General features: G+C 72.4%; 15 protein-coding genes. 14 read left to right on the forward strand and 1 reads right to left on the reverse strand.

All coding sequences use genetic code 11. From position 1 onward, the window contains the following. The 3 genes from OG994_RS25845 to OG994_RS25855 all read left to right on the forward strand — a co-directional run bounded on the left by OG994_RS25845 (position 1) and on the right by OG994_RS25855 (position 5531). On the forward strand, positions 1-1788 hold the full coding sequence (locus OG994_RS25845; protein ID WP_328851258.1) for a VirB4 family type IV secretion system protein: 1788 nt from the start codon (positions 1-3) through the stop codon (positions 1786-1788). 62 nt (positions 1789-1850) lie between these two features. After that, positions 1851-4325, forward strand: coding sequence for a helicase HerA domain-containing protein (locus tag OG994_RS25850; RefSeq protein WP_328853795.1), 2475 nt, complete (start codon positions 1851-1853; stop codon positions 4323-4325). 249 nt (positions 4326-4574) lie between these two features. Continuing rightward, the gene (locus tag OG994_RS25855) at positions 4575-5531 is read left to right on the forward strand and encodes a replication-relaxation family protein (protein ID WP_328851259.1); all 957 of its coding nucleotides are present in this window, start codon (positions 4575-4577) and stop codon (positions 5529-5531) included. Between the two features lie 129 nt (positions 5532-5660). Here OG994_RS25855 and OG994_RS25860 read toward each other — a convergent pair whose 3' ends face one another. Further along, positions 5661-6131 (reverse strand): hypothetical protein, encoded by a 471-nt coding sequence (locus OG994_RS25860; RefSeq protein WP_328851260.1) that lies wholly within the window; start codon positions 6129-6131, stop codon positions 5661-5663. Between the two features lie 753 nt (positions 6132-6884). Between OG994_RS25860 and OG994_RS25865 the strand changes: the two genes are divergently transcribed. The 11 genes from OG994_RS25865 (at position 6885) to OG994_RS25915 (ending at position 17087) form a co-directional block, all read left to right on the forward strand. Continuing rightward, a complete protein-coding gene (locus OG994_RS25865) occupies positions 6885-7703 on the forward strand; it encodes a hypothetical protein (RefSeq protein ID WP_328851261.1) in 819 nt (272 codons plus the stop codon). Between the two features lie 606 nt (positions 7704-8309). After that, entirely contained in the window at positions 8310-9131 is an 822-nt protein-coding gene (locus tag OG994_RS25870) for a MarR family transcriptional regulator (protein ID WP_328851262.1), read from the forward strand. Between the two features lie 98 nt (positions 9132-9229). Further along, positions 9230-9865, forward strand: coding sequence for a GGDEF domain-containing protein (locus OG994_RS25875; protein WP_328851263.1), 636 nt, complete (start codon positions 9230-9232; stop codon positions 9863-9865). Between the two features lie 86 nt (positions 9866-9951). Next, a complete protein-coding gene (locus tag OG994_RS25880; protein ID WP_328851264.1) occupies positions 9952-10797 on the forward strand; it encodes a hypothetical protein in 846 nt (281 codons plus the stop codon). A gap of 47 nt (positions 10798-10844) precedes the next feature. Then, positions 10845-11336, forward strand: a complete 492-nt coding sequence (locus OG994_RS25885; RefSeq protein ID WP_328853796.1) for a hypothetical protein — start codon at positions 10845-10847, stop codon at positions 11334-11336. Next, the gene (locus OG994_RS25890) at positions 11333-12436 is read left to right on the forward strand and encodes a C40 family peptidase (protein ID WP_328851265.1); all 1104 of its coding nucleotides are present in this window, start codon (positions 11333-11335) and stop codon (positions 12434-12436) included. The genes OG994_RS25885 and OG994_RS25890 overlap by 4 nt, the downstream gene beginning before the upstream one ends. 244 nt (positions 12437-12680) lie before the next feature. Further along, positions 12681-13046: a histone-like nucleoid-structuring protein Lsr2 gene (locus OG994_RS25895; RefSeq protein ID WP_328851266.1), complete on the forward strand. Its 366-nt coding sequence runs from the start codon at positions 12681-12683 to the stop codon at positions 13044-13046. Then, positions 13046-13702, forward strand: a complete 657-nt coding sequence (locus OG994_RS25900; RefSeq protein WP_328851267.1) for a hypothetical protein — start codon at positions 13046-13048, stop codon at positions 13700-13702. The genes OG994_RS25895 and OG994_RS25900 overlap by 1 nt, the downstream gene beginning before the upstream one ends. Next, positions 13689-14081: a hypothetical protein gene (locus tag OG994_RS25905; protein WP_328851268.1), complete on the forward strand. Its 393-nt coding sequence runs from the start codon at positions 13689-13691 to the stop codon at positions 14079-14081. The genes OG994_RS25900 and OG994_RS25905 overlap by 14 nt, the downstream gene beginning before the upstream one ends. Positions 14082-14356: 275 nt before the next feature. Further along, complete coding sequence (locus OG994_RS25910; protein ID WP_328851269.1) at positions 14357-15466, forward strand: AAA family ATPase; 1110 nt, start codon at positions 14357-14359, stop codon at positions 15464-15466. A gap of 22 nt (positions 15467-15488) precedes the next feature. Further along, entirely contained in the window at positions 15489-17087 is a 1599-nt protein-coding gene (locus OG994_RS25915; RefSeq protein ID WP_328851270.1) for a VWA domain-containing protein, read from the forward strand. The last annotated feature ends 196 nt before the right edge of the window (positions 17088-17283 follow it).

Here is a 17283-nt window from a genome sequence, read left to right on the forward strand (position 1 = left end):
ATGCACCTGTTCCGCCGTCGTCCGCCCGCCGAGCAAGACGGTCGACCTCGACGGTTGGCGGCCACCGTCGCCCCCGCCTCCGTGGAAGTCACACCCCGGTTCCTGCGGGTCGGCGACGGTTACGCCGCCACCCTGGTGGTGACCGGCTACCCGGCCGAGGTCGGCCCCGCCTGGCTCGAACCCCTGTTGTCCTGGCCGGGCCGCCTCGACCTCGCCCTGTACATCGACCCGCTGCCCGCCCCGATCGCCGCCGCCCGGCTGCGCAACCAACGCGCCCGCTTCGAATCCTCCCGCCGCGCCGACGCCGAACGCGGCAAACTGGCCGACCCGATGGTGGAGGCGGCGGCCGACGACGCCGCGGACCTCGCGGCCCGGCTGGCCCGCGGCGCGGCGAAGCTGTTCCGCGTCGGCCTCTACCTCACCGTGCACGCCCGCACCGAGACCGAACTCCTCGAGGCGTGCGCCCAGGTGAAGGCCGCCGCCGCGTCCACGCTGATCGAGGTGCAGCCCGCCACCTGGCGGCACCTGGCCGGCTGGACCACCACCCTGCCCCTTGCCACGGACTCGCTGCAGATGCGCCGCACCATGGACACCGCCGCCCTCGCCGCCGCCTTCCCGCTCGCCAGCGCGGATCTGCCGGCTCCCCTGCCCGGCGACCCGCCAGCGCAGGGCGGGGTGCTCTACGGGGTGAACCCGGACTCGCAGGGCATCGTGTGGTGGGACCGGTGGGCGCAGGAGAACCACAACTCCGTCGTCCTCGCACGTTCGGGCGCCGGCAAGTCGTATTTCGTGAAGTTGGAGATCCTGCGCAACCTCTACCAGCGGGTGCAGGTCGCCGTCATCGACCCCGAAGACGAGTACCTCCGGTTGGCCGACGCGGTCGGCGGGACCGTGGTGCGTCTCGGCGCCCCGGGGGTGAAGATCAACCCCCTCGACCTGCCCACCGGCGACCGCCGCCCGGACGTCCTCACCCGCCGCGGCCTGTTCCTACACACCCTCATCGCGGTGCTGCTCGGCCAGCAGCCACCCCCGGCGGAACGGGCCGCGCTGGACCGGGCGATCCTCGCCGCCTACCGCCAGGCCGGCATCACCCCGGATCCGGCCACCCACCACCGGCCCGCCCCGCTGCTGCGCGACCTCAACGCCTGCCTGCACGCCGACAACGACCCCGCCGCGCGGCAGCTCGCCGCCCGCCTCGCACCGTGGGTGCACGGCTCGTTCTCGCACCTGTTCGACGGGTCGACCACGACTCGTCCCGACGGGCACCTGGTCGTGTGGTCGCTGCGGCACCTGCCCGACGAGCTGCGCGCCGTCGGCACCCTCCTCGCCCTCGACGCGATCTGGCGGCAGGTCGACACCCCCGACCACCCGCACGTGCGGCGGCTGGTGGTGGTCGACGAGGCGTGGCTGCTGATGCGCGACGGCGAAGGCGCGAAGTTCCTGTTCCGCATGTCGAAGGCCGCCCGCAAACGCCACGCCGGCCTGGCCGTGATCACCCAGGACGTCGCCGACGTGCTCGGCAGCGACCTCGGGCAGGCCGTCGTCGCGAACGCCGCCACACAGATCCTGCTCAAACAAGCACCGCAGGCCATCGACGCCATCGGCGACGCGTTCGGCCTCACCGCCGGCGAGCGGCGGCTGCTGCTCGCCGCCCGGGTGGGCACCGGCCTGCTCATCTCGGGCACCAACCGGACCAGCTTCGAAGCGGTCGCCTCCGACGCCGAGCACCAGCTGTGCACCACCCGCCCGAGCGAGCTGGCCGACCTCGACGATCAGGAGGACCTGTGACTCCCTCCGCCACCCACCTCACTGCCGCCCCCACACCCACGCCCGGCCCGAGCGGCCCGGATATGGGCGTGGCCCCGCCCACCGGGGCGGCCCGCTGGTTGCTCGACGCCGCCGCCTGGGCGGTGCAGCGGCCCTGGCTGCTCGCCGTCGCCGCAGCCGTGCTGGTCGCCTACGTCGCCGGCCGCAACCTCCTCGCGGCGTGGCGGCACCGCCACCACGCCGACGGCGCCCGCCTCGTCACGATCGCCCCGCCACCCGAGGTCGACCCGCACAGCGCCGCGGCGTTGTGGGCCAACCTCGCCGGCACCCTCACCCCCTCCCGGTACCTGCGGCTGCGCTACGGCAGCCCCCACCTGGCATGGGAATACACCTGGAGCGGCCGCGCGCTGCTGATCAGCGTGTGGGTACCCGGCACCGTCCCGCCCGGCGCCGTCGAAGCCGCCGTCCGCGCCGCCTGGCCCGGCGCCGCCTGCACCACCCACAACACCCCCGGCCCACCCATCCCCCACGACACCACGGCCGTGGGCGGGCATCTACTCCCCACCGCCGCCGAATGGCTGCCCCTCGCCACCGACCACCACACCGACCCGCTGCGCGCTCTGATGTCCGCCGGATCGGGGCTGCGCGCAGACGAACACGCCTGCGTACAGGTCCTCGCCCGCCCGGCCCCGACGCGGCGCGCGCTGCGCGCCCGACGGGCCGCCACCCGGCTGCGCGACGGCAAAACCGCCCTACCCGCGGTCAACCCGGCCACGCCGCTGCTGTGGCTCATCGAAGCGTTCCTGCCCGGCCGCCCCGCCCACACCACCGCCCGACACGGGCAAGCGGGCCGCCGCGACCCCGGGGTGGAACGCGACGTGCGCGCCATCCTCGACAAAACCTCCCACCCGCTGTGGGAAACCGCCGTCCGCTACGCCGTCGCCAAGGACACCCGCCGCGCCCACACCGACCAGCGTCCCCGCCTGCGGGGCATCGCCGACACCATCGCCTCCGCGTTCGCCGTCTACTCCGGACGCAACCGGCTCACCCACCGCGCCCGCATGCCCCACCCCACCCTGGTGCTCGCGCAGCGGCGCCTCGGCGCCGGGTTCCTCACCTCCACCCCGGAACTGGCCGCGCTCGCCGCGCTGCCCCAAGACCTGGCCGTCCCCGGCCTGGACCGGGCCCGCGCCAAGTCCATGCCCGCACCGGTCGCCGTGACCAGCGGCGGGCGCGGCGAAAAGGTCCTCGGCGACGCGCAGGTCGGCGGCCACCGCGTCGCCCTGTCCGTCGCGGATGCGCGGTATCACACCCACGTGATCGGATCGACCGGCAGCGGCAAAACCACACTGCTGGTCAACATGGCCGTCGACGACATCACCGCCGGACGCGGCACCGTCGTCATCGACCCCCACGGCGACCTGGTCCTGGACATCCTCGACCGGCTCCCCGACACCGTCGCCGACCGGGTGGTGCTGTTCGACCCCGACCAGCCCAACCCGCCCACGATCAACCCGCTGTCCGGCGACGACCCCGACCTCGTGGTCGACAACCTCGTGTCGATCTTCGGGAACATCTTCGCCAAAGCGTGGGGACCCCGCATGGACGACGTCATGCGCGTCGCGTGCCTGACCCTGCTGCGCCACGCCAACGTCACCCTGCAGCACATCCCGCCGCTGCTGAACAACAAGCAGGTCCGCGCCGAAATGACCGTCGACCTCGACGACCCAGCCGGACTGCACGGCTTCTGGCAGTGGTACGACGAACTCAACCCCGCCCTGCGCTCCCAGGTCATCGGCCCCGTCCTGGCCCGGCTACGCGCGTTCCTGCTACGCGACTTCGTCAACCGCACCATGAAGTACCCCCAGTCGAGCTTCGACATGGGCCACATCCTCAACGGCGGCGCTCTTCTGGTCAGGATCCCCAAGGGTCAACTGGGGGAAGACACCAGCAAGCTGCTCGGCTCGCTGATCCTGGCGCAGGTGTGGCAGGCCGCCACCGCCCGCGCCCGCCTCGCCCCCGACCAGCGCCGCGACGCCACCCTGATCATCGACGAGGCGCAGAACTTCCTCACCCTCGCCAACAGCCTCGACACGATGCTCGCCGAGGCCCGCAAGTACCGGCTCTCCCTCGTCCTGTCCCACCAAGACCTCGCCCAGTTCCCGAAAGACCTCCTCGCCGCCGCCTCCGCGAACGCCCGCAACAAGATCTACTTCTCCTGCGCCCCCGAAGACGCCCGCGTCCTGGCCCGCCACACCCTGCCGGAACTCGACGAGCACGACCTGACCCACCTCGACGCCTACACCGCCGCCGTCCGCCTCGTCGTCGACGGACGACAGACCCCGGCGTTCACCATGCACACGCGCCCACCAAAACCGGTCATCGGCGCGGCCACCGCAATCCGGCGCAACGCCGCGAAGCGAGTCCAGCCGCAGCAGCCCAGCGCACTGGACGCCCGCATCGACATGCTGTCCCGACCGAAGAAAGAGCACAGCCGCCGCGACGCGGCCGACACCGGCCAGGCCGGCCCAGCACGCGACACCTCTCGCCCTGCCTGAGCGCTTCAAGCCTCCGCACCTCGCCGCGCCGCCCGCGGGCGCGAGTAAGTCGGGTTCGTTGGCGTCTTCCGCCGCGGCTTCACCGCGCCTTCACCACCGCCGCCCACCGTCGCAGCTGCCACGGCTTCCAGGTACGGCTATCAGCGCAGCACACCGCCGATCACCGCCGCCAATCACCGGCGGTGACAGTTCCAGACTCCCTCCCCTCAGGAGGGAGTTCCTTCCGTCTCTACTCCCTGAGGAGACCTCATGCCCGGCGGCACTTCGACTTCCAATCCTGATCCGGCCGACAACTCACCGACCCCGGAACGCCCGCCGTCCAAACTTCGCCGGCCCTCAGCCCGCCCTCCCAGCAAGGCCGACCTGCTGCGCTACCTGCGGCAGCTGACCCTGCGCGACCACGAGCTCCTCGAGTGGCTCGCCGAGCACTACCTGCTGTCCACCGCCCAGATCGCCACCGCGCTGTTCCCGTCGGAGCGCTCCGCCCTGTTACGCCTGGCCACGCTGCACCGCATCGGAGCCGTGCATCGCTTCAGCGACGTCAGAGCCGGCACCGGCCAGCACCTCTACACCCTCGGCCCGCTCGGCCTCGTCGTGCACCCCCACCCCTACAGCGACCCCGCACACCCGGACGCGCGGCCCACCCGCACCAGCGTCGAACGCGCCCACCGCATCATCGGCAGCGGCCGGCTGCGGCACCTGCTCGGCACCAACCAGCTCTTCATCGACCTGCACGCCTACACCCGCACCGACCCCAGCGCCCGGCTGCTGCGCTGGTGGTCCGAACAGCACGCCACCACCGCCTACGCCGTGGCCGGCATCCACCCCGACGGCCACGGCATCTGGCACGCCGCCGGCCGCACCGTCGGGTTCTTCCTCGAACACGACAACGGCACCGAAAACCTGCGCACCGTTCTGCGGAAGCTGCGCGCCTACGAACGCCTCACCGAGTTCGGCCCCCGCTACCCGGTCCTGCTGCGCGTGCCCAACCACCGGCGCGAGGCGCACCTACTCGACGCCCTCGCCGGCGTTCCCACCGCGATGCCAGTAGCCACTGGCCTGCACCACGAACACCCCGCCGGCCCCGCCTGGACACTCACCTCCGACCCCGGCCCACGCCGCTGGCTGCACGAGCTACCCAGCGACCACGGCCCCGACACCGCCACCAACCCCCACCGCTACACCGACCCCGACGACTTCCCGTGACTACCAGCGCTAGTTGACTTCCCGTCGTGAGTTGGCACGTCGGGACATCGGCGAACACGGCGTCGTTGCGCACCCAGGTAGACGGCCTCGATGCGCGGCTGGAGGCCGTCGACCTGATCGACGGTTGTCCTACTCGGCCGCTAGTTCCTTGATGATCTCCGCGACCTCCTTCGGCATGCGGAACCAATGGTCGCCCTCGGTGTAGCCGCTCTTTTCATAGGGCGGGTATCCCTTGCACCGACGCTCCGCAGCGCCGAGCATGCCTGACGCTTGGTGAGGCGTCAGGCCGATCGCCTCGCAGAGGACGGTCCACGACACCCACTCGTCGGGCTCCTCGGCGAGGCGCTCCAGGAAGGGCCGCCAGTAGTCGCTGACACCGCCGAGGTAGTTCTTGCGGACCGTCGCCTTGCCGAAGCCAGGCAAGGCACGCTGTGCCACCGGAGCTCCCTTGTATTCCACCTTAGGGACTTCCTTCGAGCCAATGGGACCGTGGAGGGTCGCCACGAACGCGTAGAGGTCGGAGACCCGGTTGGCCGGGACAGACACGCTGATTTGTACTAGATCTGGCGCTCCTGCTCCGGGAGCGGCGATAGCCGTCATGGTAGATACGATACTGTCGATGCCCTTCGCAGGCAATCTCTAAATATCTTAGAGGGAGGTTTGCCTTCCCATTGAGGCCTTGCTCATCACATGCAACGCCCGGCCGTAACGACCGTGTACCGCCAGCCGCACGGCAACGCCGCCTCGTTCACCGCCGCGAAGCACAGCCGGCCTTCGTCCTCAACGCGCTCACCTGGACGAACACCGGTCAGTCATCCGTCGACGCGGATCAGCGCCAGGAAGACCACAAAGGTGCTCGCACCGGCGTCCACCGAAGGCGAACCTCAGCCGGAACGCCGGCGAGAGCACATCGGACGCCACTCACAGCGGCTCACAGCCACTCACACCGGGCACCGCCCCATAGTGGTGGTTGACCTGTCACACCGCAGGTCAATCGGCCCCGGGCCCGCTTCGGAGGCCCGGGTCCGCTGTGAGTGCGCAGGGCTACCGTCCACGGCAGTACCACACCCCAGATCGCTCCACCTCGGTTCGGTCCCACCTCAGGGATGCACGCCGCGCCTACCCGGTGCGTCATGCCCACCCGCCTACGCCGGTCGGCACGCGCCCCAGCGCGGCGATCCCTGTCAGGTCGCACCAACCACCCGCACCAGCGCACCGCGCGCCCGCATCCCGACGACCTGACCCACGCACCCCGGTGGGCCTGTCGTGCCGCGCTGGCCCTGCCCACGAAACCGGTGAGCCGGTCGGTCCCGCGCACCCCACGTACCACTCACCCCAAGGAGGACTACCCCTATGTCCGCTGTCAACGGCACCCCGCTGACCCGCCACGGCAGCCGCGTGCCCGCCGTCCCGGCGCGACCCGCCCGACCAACGGCCATGCCGGCGCCGGCCGCCCCGTCAGCCCGCGCCCAGGCCACCGCTTCCCGACCGCCGGTCACGCCGGCTCCCACGATCGAGACGATGGTCATTTGCCTGCCTGACGACCTGCCGGCCCAGGCATTGACCAGCCACCAGCTCGCCACCCACTTTGGGGTCACCGGCACCGTCACCGCTCTGTACTGGGCCGTCCCGCGACTGCGGCTGTGGCAACGGCGCCAGCTCATCGGTGCCCGCAAGGGCCACCCGACGCTTTGCGCGGGTGGACCGCTGCGGCTGCTCGACCTGCCCGGTCTGCGGCAGGCCGCCGCCGTCGGCGCCGGTATCCGCTACCAGATCTGGCAGCAGGTCGTCCATGGCACCCGACCGGCCACCCCGTGGCCAGTGTTCCATTCGCGCCACCTCACCGACCCCGACCGCTACCCCTACCAGCGAGCCAGCGAGGAGTTCCACGCCCAGCCTCGGGTGCAGGCCATGCGCTTGCACGCCACTGCGACCCCCGGTCCGGGCCAACCCAGCATTGGGGAACTGGAGATGTATCAGGCCGGGCAGGTCGCCTACCAGCACTATCGCGCCGGCAGCGCGGTCGTTGGCGACGCGATGCTTACCGCCGACGGCCGCCACCTCGCCCCGGCCAGCGATGCTCTCGGCTACCGCGTCACCTACCTCGAGCAGGCTCTGGCCCACCTCGACACCGTCGGCCCGCAGCAGCGGCTGCTCGCCGTCTCCCTCTAGCCCTGACACCAGCCCGGCAGCAGGTGCCAGCAGCCATTCCTGCCGCTGGCCGCCGACCGCGCGCACTGCGTGATGGTTGACCCCCGCGCCCTCACCCTCGGCGTTGGCCGCCGCCGTGACCCCTTTTCGGCTACCACCCGGCCGCGCCGACGCGCCGCATCCTCGCCGGACGCCCCCGCAACGCCTGCCAGCCGCCACGCCACGCCACGGCCCTGCCATCGCCCGGCCACGCAAACCGCGAGCGGGCGCCGCCCCCTGGCCACGCACGCCGGGCGCCCCGGGCATGGGGCACCCGCCCGCCGCTGGCCCGCGACAAGGCCGCCCTGTTCCTCTTCCCGCCCCACGTCACCAGTCGCCGGCAACTCGATGTCCCGTTCGCGCCCGGCTGCGGCGGGAGGCGAGGCCGCTTCCGGTGAGATCACCGCTGCCCGCCGCCGGCCCGTTCTAGCCACCCGCCGCCACCGGAAAGCCGCGCCAGCCCAGCGGCACACGGTGACCCGCCATTACCGGATTTCGGGGTGAGTCCCGAGGTCCGGTCATCGCACTTGATCAGCGCCGTGTTCGAAGCGTGGATCAGTGCTGACCTCACACGAAGGGACGATATCCATGACCGACACACCGGAGCCGGTTCCGGCGCACGCGATGTTCAAGGTCCTCGCCGCGCTCGCGGAATTCGGCGAGGCCACCGCCGCCACGGTGGCTGAGAAGGCCGGGCTCGGCTATTCCACTGCCACGGCTAAGTTGCGTGCCTGGGAGCAGACCGGGCAGGCCGAACGCGTCCACACCGAGAGCAAGCGCGCGGTGTGGCGGCTGACTGACGCTGGCCGCGCCACCGTCGGCGCGGATCAGGCTGCGTTGCCGGTGCACGACAGCCCACCCGACGTGCTGTCCAACGAACGTGCGCGGCCTGCCTCCAACGACCAATCTGCCGAGGCCACCGAAACCTCAATTCCGCCCGAGAAGCCGTCCACGCGTCCGGAGCCCGAGAATCCCGCCCACGAGGAATCCTCGGCCTCCGCCAGCGAACCGGCCGCCCCGCCGGACGCTCCCACGCCGCCGGATGGTGAGGGTGAACCGGTTGCCGTGGCCGACGGGGACGGCCAGCAGCCTGCTCCCACGCCCGATGACACCGGCCCGGACACCGCCGCCCCGTCGAATGATCCAGCCACCTCGACGGGCGGTCGTCGGGCGAAGGGTTCCCTGCGCGGGGCGGTGTTGGACATTCTCGAAGCCCATCCCGATCGGGCCTACAAGACCAGCGAGATGTGCAAGCTCATCGACGCGGCGAACGCCGGCAGCGGCGCGAGGAAGGCCAGCGCGGGCGCGGTCGTCAACGCGTTGGTCAAGCTCGTCGCCGCGGGGAAGGCCGTGCAGACCGTGGAGAAGCCGGCCGCCTTCCAGCTCGCCCCCACCGCAGGCAGCCGATAGCTGTCGACCCACCTGTCAGGCAGCCCGAGGGCGGGCGTCGAAGTTTGGCCGCTCCACGCCCGCCCCCGGTGCTCCTTCACATCCAAGGAGCGTTCCCAGTGTTGTCCATCCTGCACACGATCGCTATCGCCGTCGGCGGGATCCTCGCCGGTCTCGCCCTCGCTGCCGCCCTGCTGTGGCGGCAGCAGCAAGTCCTCGAGACGGCCCGGTATGAGGCCACCCACGACGAGATCACCGGCCTGCCCAACCGTCGGCTGTTCCTGACCCGCCTGCGCGCCGCGTTGGCGGACAACGCGCCGGTGGGGGTGGTGCTGCTGGACGTCAACCGGTTCAAGACGGTCAACGACACCCTCGGCCACGAGGTCGGCAACGACCTGCTCGATCAGGTCGGCCGCCGCCTGGCCGGCCTTCCCGCCCCGGTGCGGGTCGCGGCCCGGCTCTCCGGTGACGAGTTCGCCCTGCTGGTCACCGGTGACCGCGACGACACCGCCGCCGCGGCGGAGGCCGCCTGGCAGGCGGTCGCCGCGGACTCGATCCGCGTGGTCAACGCCGACCTGCAGGTGACCGCCTCGGTCGGCTACACCCACAGCCACCACCCGAACGCCAGCATCAGGCAACTGCTCACCCAGGCCGACCGCGCCATGTATGAGGCGAAACGCGTCGACGGCGGCGTACGCGAGTACCTGCCCCACCGCACACCCGCCCTGCGTAGCCGCAGCCGTCACGGCGGCTGACGCCGCGCCCCGCATGTCCCAGGCCCCGCAGCCACCTCCGGCTGCGGGGCCTTTCGCCTGTCCACCCCTTTGTAAGGGAGAACCTGGTGCTGTCCTCCACCACTGTCCGCGCACTCACCGAATGCCTCATCGCGGCGAACGCCGACGCCGACCAGATGGGATGGGGCCAACCCCCGACGCTGCTGCTCGTCCACGACTGGCTCCTGCCCGCCAGGCCGGAGCAACGGCGCATGATGCGCAGCGTCGAGTTCCCGCTGCACCCCGACGACCTGCTCGCCGACCCGGCCGGTCTGCCCGCGCTGCTGCACCGCCTCGCGGTCGGGCTGTCGACTAATCCCACCGAAACCAGCCCGTACCAGGCCACCCTCGACACGATCATCAGCCGGATCCGTGCGAGCACACCGGACGCGCGCCTCGTGGCCTGGGCCGCCTGCTACACCGACGTTCGAACACTCGACGGGCAGCCACGGCAGGCCCGCCGGGTCGACGCCGTCGACGCCGACGGGCGCGTCTACCAGCTCACCCACCTGCGCGGCGAGGACCACCCGCTCGTGCTCGTCGACGACACCCCCGACCCGCACGACCTTCCCGGCACGTATCCGGGTCTGGTCGCGCTGCTAGCCGCCACCGCCCACCACATCGAGACCAGTACCGCCGCGGGCGCGCCACCACCGTGGCGGTCCCGCCTCCGCACCGAGCCGGACGAGCCGATCTTCGGCGTGTGCGGGCCTGATGGTGCGTCCATCCGCTGCCGGATCTGCGGCGCCGTCGACGAGATCGACTCCGACGAGATGCCGTCCATGGCCGGCTACGGCGAAGACACCTACACCCGATGCACCCGCTGCGGGTCGGTCGAGACCACCGACCCGGTCTTCGGGTGGCGCGCCAAGCCCGCCATTTGGCCGCCCACACCCGAGCCCGACCAGCCGTGACCCTCCATGCCCGCTGCCCGACCTCTTCACTGAAGGAGTTGAGTCCTGTGCACACCCACTGCTACATCGGCGCCACCCGCCCCGACGACCCGCGCCTGGTGCACGCCCGGTTCGTGCTCGTCGACGGCCATCCGGCCGTCGTGCTGCCGGCCCTGGCCGCGATCTGGGCCGGCCACACCCACCACGACACGCAGGCGCTGGCCGCCGTGATCCTCGCCTACGACTGGGAGTACCTCGACCCGGACATCACCGCCACCACCCGTTGTGCGTTCGCCGGGCAGCGTCCGGTGCCGGGCGTCGGCATGACCCTCGCCTCCGAGGTGGACCCGCCGGAGCCGGTCACGGTGTTCCCGCTGTGCCACGCCGGGCACCTCGACGCCGAATGGATCTACCTCATCGAAGCCAACGGCGCCATCGCGGTCCACACCGGCGACAGCACCCACGTCGCGACCTACCCACTCGTCGACTGCCTGCGTCCCGACCTCACCAGCCGGTCCGAGCAGCCCTGCCGCGTGCGACCGGCCGGAGCACGGCGATGAGCGCGCGCGCTCTCGCCGGGATCGCCGCCGGGGTGATCGCCGTGCTGGTGCTGTGCGCCGGCGCCGCCGGTGCCCTGTTCACCGGCGGGGGCACCGCGGCGGCCGCCTGCTACCACACGGTCGGCCCGGACGGGCAGCCGCTGCTGCCCACCCTCACCATCTCCCCACCCGCCCGCGCCGCTGGGTGGGACGGCGAGCAGACGGCCAACGCCGCCGTGATCGTCGCCGTCGGCGCGGAACTCAACGTTCCGCCGCGAGGCTGGGTGATCGCCCTGGCCACCGCCATGCAGGAATCCGGCCTGCGGAACCTGCCCGGCGGAGACCGTGACTCGATCGGCCTGTTCCAGCAACGCCCCTCCCAAGGCTGGGGCACCCCCGCGCAACTGCGGGATCCCCGCTACGCGGCCGGCAAGTTCTACCAGGCACTCCTGGCCGTTGACGGGTGGCAGGCCATGGCGCTGACCGACGCCGCCCAAGCGGTGCAACGCTCCGCCTACCCCGGCGCCTACGCCAAATGGGAAGACGACGCGATCGCCCTGGTCCGCGTCCTCACCGGCGGCACCCCCGCCGGAGGCGTCGACGGCGATCTGGAACAGGCGATGAGCAACCCGCTGTGCCTGTTCGACGCAGGCGACGGCCAACCCGGCGGCGAGCAGGTCCCCCTGCCCGCCGGGTTCGCCCTACCACCAGGCACACCGCTGCCGGTCATGACGGCGATCGGCTGGGCCCTGGCCCAGCTCGGCACCCCCTACACCTTCGGCGGGGACTGCACCGCGCCCCACTCCGGGATTCCCGCCCGCCAGTGCGACTGCTCCTCCCTGATGCAGCAGGCGTACCGGGCCGCCGGCATCACCCTTCCCCGCACCACCAGCGAACAGGTCCACGCCGGCACCCCGGTCGCCGACCACCGCGACCTACGGCCCGGGGACCTGCTGTTCATCCCCGGCAGCCGCGGCACCACCGCCCGCCCCGGCCACGTCGGCATGTACCTCGGCCAAGGGCTCATCGTGCAAGCCCCCCACAGCGGGGACGTCGTCAAGATCACCCGCCTGTCCGCGTGGGCCAACCAACTCGCGGCCGTCCGCCGGATCGCCAGTTGAACGGGCTCCCGCCATCGACGTCCGAAACAGGCGCGGCGGCCCGCGCGACGTCGATCGTGACGGCCGCGCGAGCATCGCCCGTCTCGCCGTCGCCGCCGCCCGCACCGCGACCGACCGGGCGCGACGTCCCGGTGCAAGCCGCGAACCGCCCCTTTTCCCACCACACGTCAGCGCCGCCCTCGCCTCGCGTGTCAGGCGCCTATAGGGCGGCGCTGCTCTCCACTACACGAAAGGAAACGCCCTGATGGCAACCAGGACGGTTGTCGTGGTCACGGACGACATCGACCACAGCACCGACAACGTCACCACGCACCACTTCGCGCTGGACGGCGTGGAGTACGAGATCGACCTCGCCCCACACAACCTGCAGACGATGCGGGACGCCCTCGCCCCATACATCGCGGCGGGACGCCGCCTCGCGAAGCGGCCCGCCGGTCGCCGCCGCGGCCCCAGCACCCGCAACGGCCGCTCGCCCGACACCGGTGTCAGCGACTCCCGGTCCGCCCGCCAGCAGTCGAGGGTGTCCACGCCCCGCCGGCACGGCCCGGCACCGCACGCGGCCGGCGCCGACCACGGCGCCGCCGGGCGGACCGGTCAGGAGGCGCGCTGATGGCACACCACCTGTTCGCGGTCCTCGTGCGCGCCACCGCCACGGTCACCACCATCGACGCGCACCTGGCCAAGCCGATGCGCCTGGCCGCACGCACTCACCACATCGACGGATACCGGCTCGGCGGGCAGGTCACCGGAGCGTGGGACCCCGACTACGACCCCGCCGCCGACCCGAACAACTGGCACCCCTGCCAGGCCTGTGGCGGCACCACCCTCGTCCACGGCGCGGGATGCCGCGCGTGCGCCGACGCCGTGGAAGCCGGCCGCAGGCCGGGCACCGTGGTGCCCTGGAGCTACACCGACTGGACGCGGTTCCCGGGCGACATCGTGGCGTTGCCGAGACTGCTGCACCCCGGGTGGCGATTCCCGCCCGGACGCACCCCGGTCGCCTGGGTCGACCTGTCCGGCGTCGTGTGGCTCGACACTCATCAGGCCAACGGCACCGACACGGGCGCGGTCCCGCCACGTCTGCTCGCGGTCTTCCACGACCTAGTGACCGGGCGCCGCGACCCCGACCCCACGACCCCCAAGGCACTGCGGCGGCCTACCCCGGCCGACTGGTCCGTGCCCTGGCGGCACCCGCGCCCGCGGCGTTCTCGGCCCCGGTTCGAGCCGGCTGACTGGTCGGTGGCGGTGGTCGGTGCCCACTCCTGACTACCTGCCGCGGCGTGGCAGCACCGCCGTGTTCTCCGGGCCGTGGCTGCGCTACGAGCCGACCCGCGGATCCCACCGCTACTACGAGGCCTACACCGCGACGGTGATCGGCTGGTGGAACGGCGCGGTCGAACTGAACGTCGACGCCGAGGCGGCCAGCGCCCTCGCCCTCACGTTCTCGCAGATGGCGGAGTACGTGGGCGGTGACTGGCGCACGGTCGACTTCGACGGACGCGTCCTCACCGTGGGCCGTCCGCTGTCCCTCGGTGGCGGCGTCCACCTCGTCGAACCCAACCGCGGTCGGTACCGGATCGGCTGGGGCCTGCCCTGGCTGCCTGTCGACCCTCGCCGCTGCGATCGCATCGCCGGCAAGGCGTAGGCATAGCCCTCCCGAACAGCGTGGATTGCCGGCACCCGCATCGCGGCCGGGCTGACCTGGCTGGTGCACCTAGCCGGGAACCTGTGATCACCACGTCGCCAAACGGCCGGGCAGCGTGACGAGCCGCTTGCCCTCGCACCGGCGGGTGTCGCGCCGTCGCGCCGTGAGCCTGCTCCAGTTGCCCCTCTGATTCCTGTCTCCGCTGCGCGGAAGTTGCTTCTGCCCGCGCAGCCCGGAGACGGCTGCGCGGGCCCTACCCCTATGGGAGGACCCGTATGGATCCCACAACCCCAACCGCCACCCCATCCAGAGCGGGTGGCAGGCGTCCCGGCTACCTGTACCACAAGGTCGCCGCGCACCTGGCCGCTCACCCGGACCAGATGCTCACGGTCGGGGAGATCACCAAAGCCCTCTCCGCCCCCTCGACCGGGGCGGTGTTCGAAGCCTTGAAGAAGATGGCCGCCGCCGGCTACGCCACCCATCACACGGGCCCGCACCGGTTCCAGATCACCCAGGCCGGGATCGACGCCGCCGGCACCATGCCGCCGCCCGCCCCGCGCGCACCCGCCCAGGGCCGGCGGGCAGGACGGCGACAGCCCGTCACCCGCCCCAACGGTGACCTGTACTTCCCCCGCAAACTCGCCGGCGCCACCGACGTGGACGTGCTGCGCCGGCTGCGCGACAAGCGCATCCCCGTGCTGCTCTACGGGCCGCCCGGCACCGGGAAGACCGCCCTGGTGGAGGCCGCGTTCCCGGACCTGCTCACCGTCGCCGGCACCGGCGACACGGTGGTGGAGGACTTCCTCGGCAACTTCATCCCCCTCCCGGATGGCGGGTTCGAGTTCGTCTACGGCCCCCTCGTCGTCGCGATGCGCGAGGGACGGGCGCTGCTGGTTGACGACGCCACCCTCATCCCGCCGAAGGTCCTGGCCGTGCTGTACCCGGCGATGGACGGCCGCCGCGTGATCACCATCCCCGGCTACCGCAACGAACGCGTCGAAGCCGTCGACGGGTTCTACGTGATCGCCGGCCACAACCCCGGCGTCCACGGCGCCATCCTGACCGAGGCGCTCGCCTCCCGGTTCGACGTGCACATCGAGGTCACCACCGACTGGGACCTCGCCCGCCACCTCGGCGTCCCCCGACCCGCCGTCGAGGCCGCCATCACCCTGAACGCCGACCTCGCCGCCGGGCGCGTCGGCTGGGCGCCGCAACTACGCGAGCTGCTCGGCTTCACCCGCGTCAGCAAAACCCTCGGCCCGGCGGCCGCCGTGGCGAACCTCGTCGGCCGCGCCCCGGCCGAGGACCGCGAGCACGTCCTCGCCGCCCTCCGCGCGCGGTTCGGCACGGACATCACCCCGCTGACCCTCGGCAAACAACGCTAACCGCCCCTGGAAGGAACCGTTGGTGTCTCATCCCTCCACCCACCGGGCCGCCGGCACGACCACCGCGGCTGCCAGCATCCCGGACTGGCAAGCCTGGAGCGACGCCTGGACCCGGCACATCCCGGTCCTGACCGGCCGCACCGACCTGACCGTCACCGTCGCCCCCGGCGCGGGCGGCGGCGCCCCCGCCTGCTTCTACCCCGACGCCCGCCGCATCGAAGTCGACGCCACACACATCGGCGCCCCCGACATCACCAACCCCCGCCGCGCCGGCCACAAACGGATCGTGCCGACCGCCTACGGGCTGCTCGTGCACGAAGCCGCCCACGCCACCCACAGCCTGTGGACAACACCACCGGGGACCCCGCCGGTCGTCGCCGCCGTCGCCGACCTCCTCGAGGAGTCCCGCGCCGAGAACCGGCACCGCGGCAGGCGGCGCGCCGACCGCCGGTGGCTGCGCCACACCGTCACCACCCTGCTCGACCCCGGCGACGCGCCGGTGGACGACCCGTGGCACGCCGCCCACCTCGCCGGGCTGCTCCTGGCCCGCGTGGACGCCCGGATCATCACCGCCAAAGACATCCGTGGGGTACGGGCCGCCGTCACCACGGTCCTCGGCCGCAAGAAACTCCGCCAGCTGCGCGACGTGTGGCGCCAGGCCCACACCGTCGACGACACCGACGCCACCGGGATGATCGACCTGGCGTGGCGGTGGTGCCGCATCCTCGACATCGACCCCCACCGGCGGCCGAACCCGCCGCAACCAGACCCCGGTGAGTTCTCCGGGCAGCTCGCCCAGGCACTGGCCGACTACCTCGCGCACACCGCCGGCCTGGCCCCCGCCGAGTACACCGCCCAGCAGATCCACGCCCGGCACGGGGCACCCGCATGGTGGACACGCCGCGACCCCACCGACGCCGAACGCGCTGCCGCCCGCACCCTGGCCGCGCGGCTGCGCCGCGCCCGCACCCACTCACCGGAACCCGACACCCGGACCAGCCCGATACCACCCGGACGGCTGCGCACCCGCCACGCCATCACCGCCGAAGCGCAGATCGCCGCCGGCAGCATGCCCACCGCCACACCGTGGCAGCGCCGGACCCAGGTCCCGCCGCCGAAGCCGCACCTGCACCTGGCCGTGCTCGTCGACACCTCCGCATCCATGCGCTCCTACGCGGCGCCGATGTCCTCAGCCGGGTGGATCCTCGCCCACGCCGCCGCCTCCAACCAGGCCACCACCACCATGATCGGGTTCGGCAGCCGCGCCACCCTGCTCGTGCCGCCCCGCCAGCGGCCCGCCCAGGTCCTGCAGATGCGGGCGGCCGGAGGCACCACCGCATTCGGCGACGCGGTGAAACTCGCCGACCAACTGCTGCACCTGCGCCAACCCGACCGGCTGCGGATGCTCGCCGTCGTCTCCGACGGCGACCTACCCAACACCACACCGGCGCAGCGGCTGATCACCACCCTGCACCAGGCGGGCTGCGCGGTGCTGTGGCTGCGCCCCGCCGACCTGGCCGGGCACACCTTCACCCACACCACCACCCTCCAGGTGGCCGACCCCATCCAGGCCGTCGACGCCATCGCCGACGCCGCCGTCACCGCACTCGAACACGCCTGACAGCAGGCACGAACCGACCGAGGCACCGAGTCCGGCTGTCAGGCAAGACCGACACCAGCAGCCGCCACGATCGGGCGCCGCTCCCGCGGGCTCGTGACGCCCACGCCCCGCCGCTGACCTCACTGCCTCACATCGCACGAACCAGGCCGTTGCCCGGCCACCCGCGCACACCCGCGCAACCCCCGGGCACGGCCGA

It is taken from the genome of Micromonospora globbae, assembly GCF_036184225.1.
GTDB lineage: Bacteria > Actinomycetota > Actinomycetes > Mycobacteriales > Micromonosporaceae > Micromonospora > Micromonospora globbae.